Below are 9,348 nucleotides of genomic sequence, written 5' to 3'. Positions count from 1 at the left end.
GCTTACAGAAATGGGACACAGATTGGTCCGAACAGGAAGAAAGATGTTGACAGTATTAAATATGGCGGCTATTATACTCAGGAACAGATTAAGGAAGTTGTAGCTTATGCAACGTCGAGATTTGTTGAAGTGATTCCTGAAATAGAAATGCCAGGACACTCGGTAGCAGCCATTACAGCCTATCCTTATCTGGCTTGTGGAGATGTGAGTTTTGAGAATGGAAAGCCATTTGAGGTAAGAAAAGTATGGGGAGTTTCTAAAGATCTTTACTGCGCAGGTAATGATACCGTATTTACATTTTTGGAAGATGTTTTAAATGAAGTGATGCCATTGTTTCCATCTCAATATATTCATATAGGGGGGGATGAAGCTCCGCATGATGCATGGCATACCTGCCCTAAATGTCAGGCACGTATAAAAAAGGAAGGCTTGAAAGATGAGGCGGCATTACAAAGCTGGTTTATACAGCGAATGGAAAAATTCATCAATAGTAAAGGGAAAAAGATAATTGGCTGGGAAGAAATTATGCAGGGAGGTCTTGCAGATAATGCGACTGTACATTCGTGGTTAGGAGTTGAAAGTGGTTTGAAAGCTGCTAAAAGTGGCCATGATGTAATTATGTCGCCATACTCGCATTTGTATATTGATGGCTACCAGGCTGATCCTAAAATCGAACCTATGGCTATTGGTTATTGGGTGCCAATTGATAGTGTATACGCCTTTGAACCAGTACACCCCGCGTTAACCGACACTGAAGCAAAGCACATTTTAGGTGCGCAAGGGAACTTGTGGACTGAGTTTATTGGAACAGAAGATTATTTTGAATATATGGTTTATCCTCGCATTGCGGCATTGGCAGAAATTGACTGGACACCAAAAGCGTTGAAGAATTTTGAAGATTTTAAGGGCAGGTTGAGCACTCAATATCAACGATATGATAAACAGGGAATTCAGTTTAGAATTCCGGTGGCTGTAATAGAAACAGTTGTGAACAAGGATAGCACGGTTAAAGTAACGCTTAATGATCCCACTAAAGCAAGTACTATCAGATATACAACCGACGGATCTGATGTTAATGAGCAATCGTCTGTTTATAAACAACCAGTGGTGTTGAAAAAAGGAGAGGTAATCCGCTACGCATTGTTTTTTAACAACAAACGTAAAAGTTCTACAGACTATTTTCCTAAACCTGTTAAACAAGCAAAATAGCATGAAACGATTGAATATTCCGAATTTGAGATATGCTTTAGCGTGCATATCACTGATCTTAGCGGGTCAATTAAGTAATGTCAACGCACAGAACAATCAATCTGTTAAAGACACATCGAAACCAGATTGGTTATTAAATTCGGCATCATATAAAGCTGCTATTTACAAGTCAGATAAGGACGTAATTCTTGAAAACGGATTGACCAAAAGGGTTTTTAGGATCACACCTAATGTGGCCTGTGTAGATTATGTTAACCTTATAAATGGCAGGCAGTTATTAAGGTCTGTAAAGGCAGAAGCCCGTTTGACCATTAACGGAAAAGACTATGAAGTTGGAGGTTTAAAGGGTCAAAAGGAAAATGCTTACCTTTTGCCTGAATGGCTTGACAGTTTTACGGCTGATAAGAATGCTTTCCAATTTGTTTCTTTCGATATAAAACCAATTTCACCATATATTAAATGGAAAAGTAAATTTTGGGCAAGCAATAATCAGCAGCCTACCGGTAAGATGGTGTCTTTTCTTTATAAGGCAGGAGCAGATGAACTGAAGGGCTTAACGGTAAATGTAAACTACGAATTGTATGATGGTTTGCCTTTAATTGTAAAATCGTTAACAGTTCAGAATCAATCGGATAAAGTGTTTAAGATTGACCGTGTAGTTAGCGAAGTTTTGGGAATGGTTGAAGAGCAAAGCGCTGTAGTTGGATCGCCAGAAAAAATGGCTAAACCACAAGGTATTTACCTGGAAACAAACTATGCCTTTAATAATGCAATGCGATATGATTTAAGCGATCAAACCACACATTGGAAGGTTGACTCGACATATACCTCGCAGGTTAATTACGATTATCAAACACCTTGTTTATTAGAAGTATATCCCGATAAAGCTCCCGGCATTGAACTGGAGAAAGGCGGTGTTTTTAAGTCTGTGCGTACACTTGAATTATTAATGGATAGCTATGATAGGGAGAGAAGAGGTTTGGCTATACGTAAAATGTACAATACAATAGCACCATGGACTACCGCTAATCCAATTTTTATGCATTTGGTTAGCAAAAATGATGAGCAGGTGCGTACAGCGATAGATCAATGTGCTGCAACGGGTTATGAAGCATTAATATTAAGTTTCGGCAGTCATTGTAATATGGAAGACACCTCTGCAGCTAATATTAAAAAATGGAAGGAACTGGCAGATTATGCACATAGTAAAAAAGTATTTATTGGAAGTTATTCTTTGTTTAGCTCCAGAAAAATAAGTGACGAGGACGACGTAATAAGTCCTAAAACCGGTAAACCAGGTGGTGCTTTCTTTGGGAATGCACCATGCTTTGGTAGTAAATGGGGGTTGAGCTATCGTGATAAAATAAAGAATTTTTATGCTCATACCGGCTTTGATATTTGGGAAAATGATGGCCCATATCCAGGTGATGTATGTGCTTCAACCGCACACCCCGGACATAAAGGTCTTGAGGATTCGCAATGGAGACAAATGGAAATTCAGAAGGACCTGTATCGTTCATTAAATGAAAAGGGCGTTTATATAAATGCGCCCGACTGGTATTTTCTGGATGGAACACACAAAATAGCGATAGGATACAGGGAGGTGAATTTTTCATTGCCAAGAGCAAATCAGATGATCCTTAACCGCCAGAATATATTTGATGGGACATGGGAAAAAACTTCGTCTATGAGTTGGGGATTTGTTCCTTTAACAGTTTATCAGGGAGGAGGAGCCGAAGCAGTTCTGGAACCTTTGAATGACCATCTAAAAGACTATGAACAGTTAATGATGCAGTATTATGGAGCAGGTGTGCAAGCTTGTTATCGGGGCCCACGCTTATATGATACGGATGCTACCAAGCAAACTGTAATTAAGGTGATTGATTGGTATAAGAAATACAGAGATATATTGAACTCGGAAATTATCCATTTGAGAAGAGCTGATGGGAGAGATTGGGATGGAATATTACATGTAAACCCTAGCCTAAAAACCAAAGGTTTAATGATGTTGTACAATCCATCGAAAAAGGAAATTACCCGTACCATAAAGGTTCCATTATATTATACAGGTTTAACCGGCACTGCCACTTTGAAAGAGAAGGAGGGAGTGGCTAAAAAGTACCCATTAAACAGAGATTATGAGATATCGTATACCTGTACGCTTAAGCCTGAGAGCTATACCTGGGTGCAAATTGAATAATCACATTACTGTTTGGAAATTTTCACCGATGTTTTATGGCCACTCGTCGAGTTTTTTGTCTGCTTTAGCCGGATAGAACTGGCATGATTTAGTAATAACCCTCATCTTTATGGTAAGTTATTCATTAGATAGATCATAAAGCGATGAACACAATTAGTTTTAAAACTTCGGTAAAAGATAAATATGAGTTGATTTCTATCAGACCTATATTGGATATCATATTTGGAGAGAACAATTGGTCATTCAGGACCGAGGGAATTGATAGAATACTAAGTGTAGTAAGCTCTGTTCCTTGTGCACCTATGGTTAATTATATCTTAAAAGATAAGGGCTTTCATTGCGAAGAATTAACACCAGCGTTAAGTTTTTGAAATTGACTATCTTTGATTTAATATGATGAAAATGAAGTCTGTGAATTATAAAGAACTGCTACTCCGCTGGGTAGTTGGGTTTTTTATGTTCTTAAACTTATTTACATTATCCGGCGCAGCCAATGTTATTTCCTCTGTTAATTCGACGGCGTATCCAACTGAGGAAAGGATCGTTAGTCAGAATGGAACAAAGAGGCATAAAATATTCTACAAGAGTTTTGTTGGTAAGGTCAATTGGATTTATTCCAAAATTTCTTCCTTCAAATATGTTTTCAGGAATCTCCTGATGGTTAAAAATAGCATTGTTCATGTTCAGTTCAATGCTAATGCATTTCTAGTTTTATTTATTAATTTTCTAATGGGTACATTATGTGCTTTGAGATTCCTTTTTTATCCCGCATCTCCAAAAACAAGCCTCCCGGCGTAGTTTAATTTTCTAAGACTATTTATTGTTTTTTCACGAGAGGTTTATTGGCCGAAAGGCTTTTTCCTATAATTTTTTTTTATGGAACGCTTTAAGAAAACAATGCGTCTTTTTGGACTCATTGTAATGATAATATTAGCTTGTTTTGGGATCGGATTGGGCGGTACACCACCTGTATTGCCGGTTATCCGTACCAAACATGCGACAGAATTTATAGAAACCAAAGAAGAGGATAATGTGGAGGAGGAGATGCAAAACTTAAAATAAAATAACCTATTTTTAAACCAGGTTAGGAAATCTTATGAACAGAACAATTGCATTACTCCTTTTTATTTTTACATCGATTACTGCAATAGCGCAGTCTCCGAAACACGATCTGCATTTCAATAAGCTGGCATCCCAATGGGACGAAGCTATACCTCTGGGCAATGGGACTTTAGGTGCTTTGATTTGGCAAAAGGGAGAACGGCTAAGGTTCTCTCTGGATAGGGTAGATGTTTGGGACATGCGACCTATGAAGGGCTTGCATCGGAAAGAGTTTAGTTATAAATGGGTAATAGATCAGGTGAATAAAAAGGATTATAAGCCTGTACAAGACTATTTTGATGCGCCTTATGATAGGGAACCTGCACCTTCGAAAATACCTGGGGGTGCTCTTGAATTTGAAACCAAKGACTGGGGGCAGGCCGAAGATGTTCATTTATCTTTAAAAGATGCAGTTTGTAAGGTGCGCTGGACAAATGGCATTGTGCTAAAAACTTTTGTTGATGCCGTAAAGCCATTGGGTTGGTTTAGATTTGAAAATATAAGCAACGATTTTAAACCACATTTGATTGCACCAAAATATCAGGGAGAGGTTAAAGTTTCTGGCGATCCGGTAGGCGGTGATGACCTATCGAGATTGGGATACAAACAGGGAACAATTCAGCAAAATGGAAATAGCATAACTTATCATCAGGAAGGCTGGGGTGGATTTAGTTACGATATCAACGTGAGATGGAAAAGAATTGACAGTAAAACTGTTGAAGGAGTTTGGAGTATTTCATCTCAGTATCCGAATAAGATTGCTAATAGAAAAGCTGCTGTTGTTACTCAAAATGCCATTTCCACTAGTTTTAACAAAGAGTTTACTGCACATGTGGGGTGGTGGAGTAATTTCTGGAGCAAGTCGGCAATTCATATACCCGATACGTTGATTGAGAAACAATGGTATTTAGAGCAATATAAATTCGGCTCTGTAGCAAGATCAGATGCACCTCCAATTTCGTTGCAGGCGGTGTGGACTGCCGATAACGGAAGGATACCACCATGGAAAGGGGATTATCATCATGACTTAAATACTCAGCTTAGCTATTGGCCGGCATATAGTGGCAATCACCTTGGTGAAGCAATGGGCTATATTAATCATCTCGAGCAAAATAAGGCAAACTATAAGCGCTATACTAAGCTTTATTTTGGTGCAGACGGTATTGCTGTGCCTGGAGTAACAACCCTGGATGGTACAGAAATGGGCGGATGGATTCAATACTCTTTATCACCAACAGTTTCTTCATGGCTTGGACAACATTATTACCTGCAATGGCGYTACAGTATGGATAAGGTTTTTCTTAAAAATAATGCTTATCCATGGATCAAAGGAGCAGCCCTGTTTCTTGAAAACATAACGGTTAAAGACGGAAACGGACACAGGAAATTGAAAATTAGTTCAAGTCCGGAGATAAACGACAATGACCTTAGTGCCTGGTTTTTGGGAAATACAAACTATGATCTGGCTTTAATGAAATTCACGTTTAAAGCTGCGGAGGAACTTGCTACTGAACTTGGATTGAAAGCCGAAGCCTTGCGGTGGAATAAACTCTTAAATGAGTTTGATGATTTCGCGATAACAGATAAGGATGAACTTAGATTTGCCCCAGGTCTGGATTATAAAGAATCGCACAGACATTTCTCTCATATGATGGCTATCCATCCATTAGGGCTAATAAAATGGGAGGACGGACCGAAAGCTCAAGCCATTATAAAGAATACGATACAGCTATTGGATAAGGTAGGGCCAGATTACTGGTGTGGGTACTCTTATTCCTGGCTTGCAAACATTAAAGCAAGGGCAAAAGATGGAGCCGGTGCAGCAAGAGATCTACAGACATTTGCCAGGGCTTTTTGCTCTATAAATAGCTTCCATTTAAACGGAGATCAAACAAAATCAGGACTATCGAAATTTCAATACAGACCCTTTACTCTGGAAGGTAACTTTGCATTTGCAGCGGGCTTGCAAGAAATGCTATTGCAGAGTTATGCAGGGTTTATTGAAATTATGCCTGCTGTTCCACCCGAATGGAAAGACGCTTCATTTGAAAATTTGCGTACAGAAGGAGCTTTTCTTGTAAGTGCAAAAAAAGCTGGAGGACAGGTAGATGAAGTCAAGATCGTTTCAGAAAAAGGAGGAGTAACTAAATTAAAACTGCCGTTTAAAACTCATTTTATTGCTTCAAACGCAGGTTTTAAAATAAAATCCGCTGAAAGCGGGTTTTTGGAGTTAACGGCCAAACCAGGTGCTGTGTTGTTGTTGAAAAACGGGTATGAATAGGTTTTCTCTTTAGCATGCCAATATCGCTTAATGGTTTGACAATAACAGCTAATTTCTAAAGCTGTAATTTCCTTTCTTTGATTATTAAATAAAACATAACTAAAGATGAATTTGGCACAAAAAAAAATACTTTTCTTTTTTTGTTTTACCTTAAGTGGCTTGTCATTATTTGCGCAGACAGATCAGCAAGTGAGATTTAATTCACCGGCGAACCATTTTACTGAATCTGTTCCTGTTGGCAACGGCCGATTAGGAGCAATGGTATTTGGCAATCCAAACAGAGAAAGGATTGTTTTAAACGAAATTTCTATGTGGTCTGGTGGTGTAGAAAATCCCAATAGAAATGATGCTGCTGCTCATTTACCTGTTATTCAGCAATTGCTAAAGGATGGAAAAAATAAGGAGGCGCAAGAACTATTACAAAAATATTTTACAAGTGCCGGAGCTGGGTCTGGTTTTGGAAATGGTGCAAACGAAAAGTTTGGATGCTATCAAATCCTTTCAGATATGTTTATTAATTGGAGAGACACCACCTCAAAAGTAACGGATTATAAAAGAATTTTAAGTATAGATAAAGCCATTTCAGTTACTGAGTGGAGCAGGTCAGGTGTAAACTTTAAAGAAGAGGTGATTGTAAGCACCCCTCAACAAGCCATTATTGTTCGTTTAACTTCGAGTAAAGCAAAAGCATTAAATTTTGATCTGTCGCTAAGTAGAAAAGAGCATGCATCTTTTTCAGCCGAGGGAAATGGGCTTAGCATGACAGGACAATTGCCAGGTGGTAATGGAGATAAAGGAATTCTTTTTGCAGCCTTTGCGAAAGCCATTTCATCCACAGGAAAAATAACGGCAAAAAATAGTGTACTTACGGTTGATGGAGCAACCGAATGCCTTATTGTAATTAGTGCTGCAACAGATATGAACTGGCCAGATGTAACACACCGCGGTGCAATACCTTTGCCGGTAGCTAAAAAACATGTTGATGCTGCGGGTAAACTTCCGTGGCTAACATTGAAAACAAAGCAGCGCGAAGATTTTCAAGCCTACTACAATCGCTGTAAAATCCAACTTGGTGAAAAAGAGAATGCCGGTATTGCAACGCTTTCTACAGCAGAACGACTGGTGCGTTTTGCTAACGGAGGGAGTGATGTAACGCTACCAGCTCTGTATTTTAATTTTGGACGGTACCTTTTAATTTCAAGTTCTCGCCCAGGTGGCTTACCAGCTAATCTGCAAGGGATTTGGGCTGAAGAGTATCAAACCCCGTGGAACGGAGATTATCACCTGGATATCAATGTGCAAATGAATTACTGGTTGGCGGAGAATACTAATTTGGGAGATATACATAAACCCCTGATTGAGTTTACAAAATTTTTGGTGGCGCCAGGACAAAAAACTGCAAAAGCATATTATAACAGCACGGGATGGGTGGCACACGTAATTGCAAACCCCTGGGGTTTTACTGCTCCAGGCGAGCATGCCTCATGGGGTTCGGTACTTTCGGGTGGAGCATGGTTAAGCAGTCATTTGTGGCAACATTATTTATATAACCCAAACAAAAAGACTTTAGCTGAGATTTATCCGGTACTAAAAGGGGCAACAAAATTTTATACCGATATTTTAATTGAAGATCCGCTAACAAAGTGGCTGGTAACAGCGCCTTCCAACTCTCCAGAAAATTCTTATAAAACCGAGGAAGGTTTTGAAGGGCAAACCACGATGGGTCCAACTATGGATATGCAGATTGGGAGAGAAATGATGAACAATACTATTGCTGCGGCTAAGTTATTAGGTATAGATAAGAGTTGGACAGATAGTTTGCAGCAGCTAAAAGGCCGGTTAGCTCCTAATCAGATCAGTAAAAAAACAGGCGGGATACAAGAGTGGATCAGAGATTATGAAGATCCTGAGGTAACACATCGCCATGTTTCGCATTTGTATGGTTTGTATCCCTACGATGAAATTACTCAACTTGAAACACCCTTATTGATGACTGCAGCAAAAAAAACTTTGGAGAGAAGGGGGGATGGAGGTACAGGTTGGTCGAGAGCATGGAAGGTGAATTTCTGGGCCAGACTAGGTGATGGTGACCATGCTTGGAAGGTGTTTAAAGCACTGCTGGCGCCTGCTGTTGCGGGAAGTGAGATTTCGATGACCAGTGGAGCAGGAACTTATGCAAATCTGTTTTGTGCGCACCCGCCATTTCAGATTGATGGAAATTTTGGCGGTACGGCAGCCATTGCTGAAATGTTGCTCCAAAGTAATGGCATTAACTCTGTGATCCGCTTATTACCTGCATTGCCAACAGATACTGATTGGAGCTCTGGTAATATAAAAGGAATGCGTGCAAGGAATGGCTTCGAGCTTAGTTTTAGCTGGAAGAGCAGCAAACTCACCAAAGCCGAAATCTTTTCCCTAAGCGGAGCTGAATGTTATATTCAATTACCTGCCGGTACTTCGGTTTACAGTAGCGCAGGGAAAAAGATAGCATTAAATACTAAAGTGGATAATCTGGTTAGCTTTAACACTGTTAAAGGAAGTAAATACGTTATAAAAT

6 protein-coding genes are annotated in these 9,348 nt (G+C 39.4%); all 6 read left to right on the top strand.

Annotated elements, in window-relative coordinates; genetic code table 11:
• Positions 1 to 1,209 (top strand): beta-N-acetylhexosaminidase (locus AC1DDX_RS16620; protein WP_477622289.1); only part of this gene is annotated, 1,209 nt, incomplete at its 5' end.
• 1 nt (position 1,210) lies between these two features.
• Positions 1,211 to 3,409 carry an alpha-galactosidase gene (locus tag AC1DDX_RS16615; protein ID WP_337715071.1) on the top strand — a complete coding sequence of 733 codons (2,199 nt, stop codon included), beginning with the start codon at positions 1,211 to 1,213 and terminating at the stop codon, positions 3,407 to 3,409.
• Positions 3,410 to 3,552: 143 nt separating this feature from the next.
• Positions 3,553 to 3,780 (top strand): hypothetical protein, encoded by a 228-nt coding sequence (locus AC1DDX_RS16610; RefSeq protein ID WP_172663707.1) that lies wholly within the window; start codon positions 3,553 to 3,555, stop codon positions 3,778 to 3,780.
• Positions 3,781 to 4,285: 505 nt separating this feature from the next.
• Positions 4,286 to 4,471: a hypothetical protein gene (locus AC1DDX_RS16605; RefSeq protein WP_337715069.1), complete on the top strand. Its 186-nt coding sequence runs from the start codon at positions 4,286 to 4,288 to the stop codon at positions 4,469 to 4,471.
• A gap of 34 nt (positions 4,472 to 4,505) precedes the next feature.
• On the top strand, positions 4,506 to 6,791 hold the full coding sequence (locus AC1DDX_RS16600; RefSeq protein WP_477622288.1) for a glycosyl hydrolase family 95 catalytic domain-containing protein: 2,286 nt from the start codon (positions 4,506 to 4,508) through the stop codon (positions 6,789 to 6,791).
• A 105-nt stretch (positions 6,792 to 6,896) separates the two neighbouring features.
• On the top strand, positions 6,897 to 9,348 hold a 2,452-nt coding region (locus AC1DDX_RS16595), incomplete at its 3' end, for a glycoside hydrolase family 95 protein (protein WP_337715065.1).

It is taken from the genome of Pedobacter sp. 10L46_2, assembly GCF_056395165.1.
Note: the sequence above shows the minus strand (reverse complement) of the source record. Positions and strands in the feature narration are given on the sequence as shown.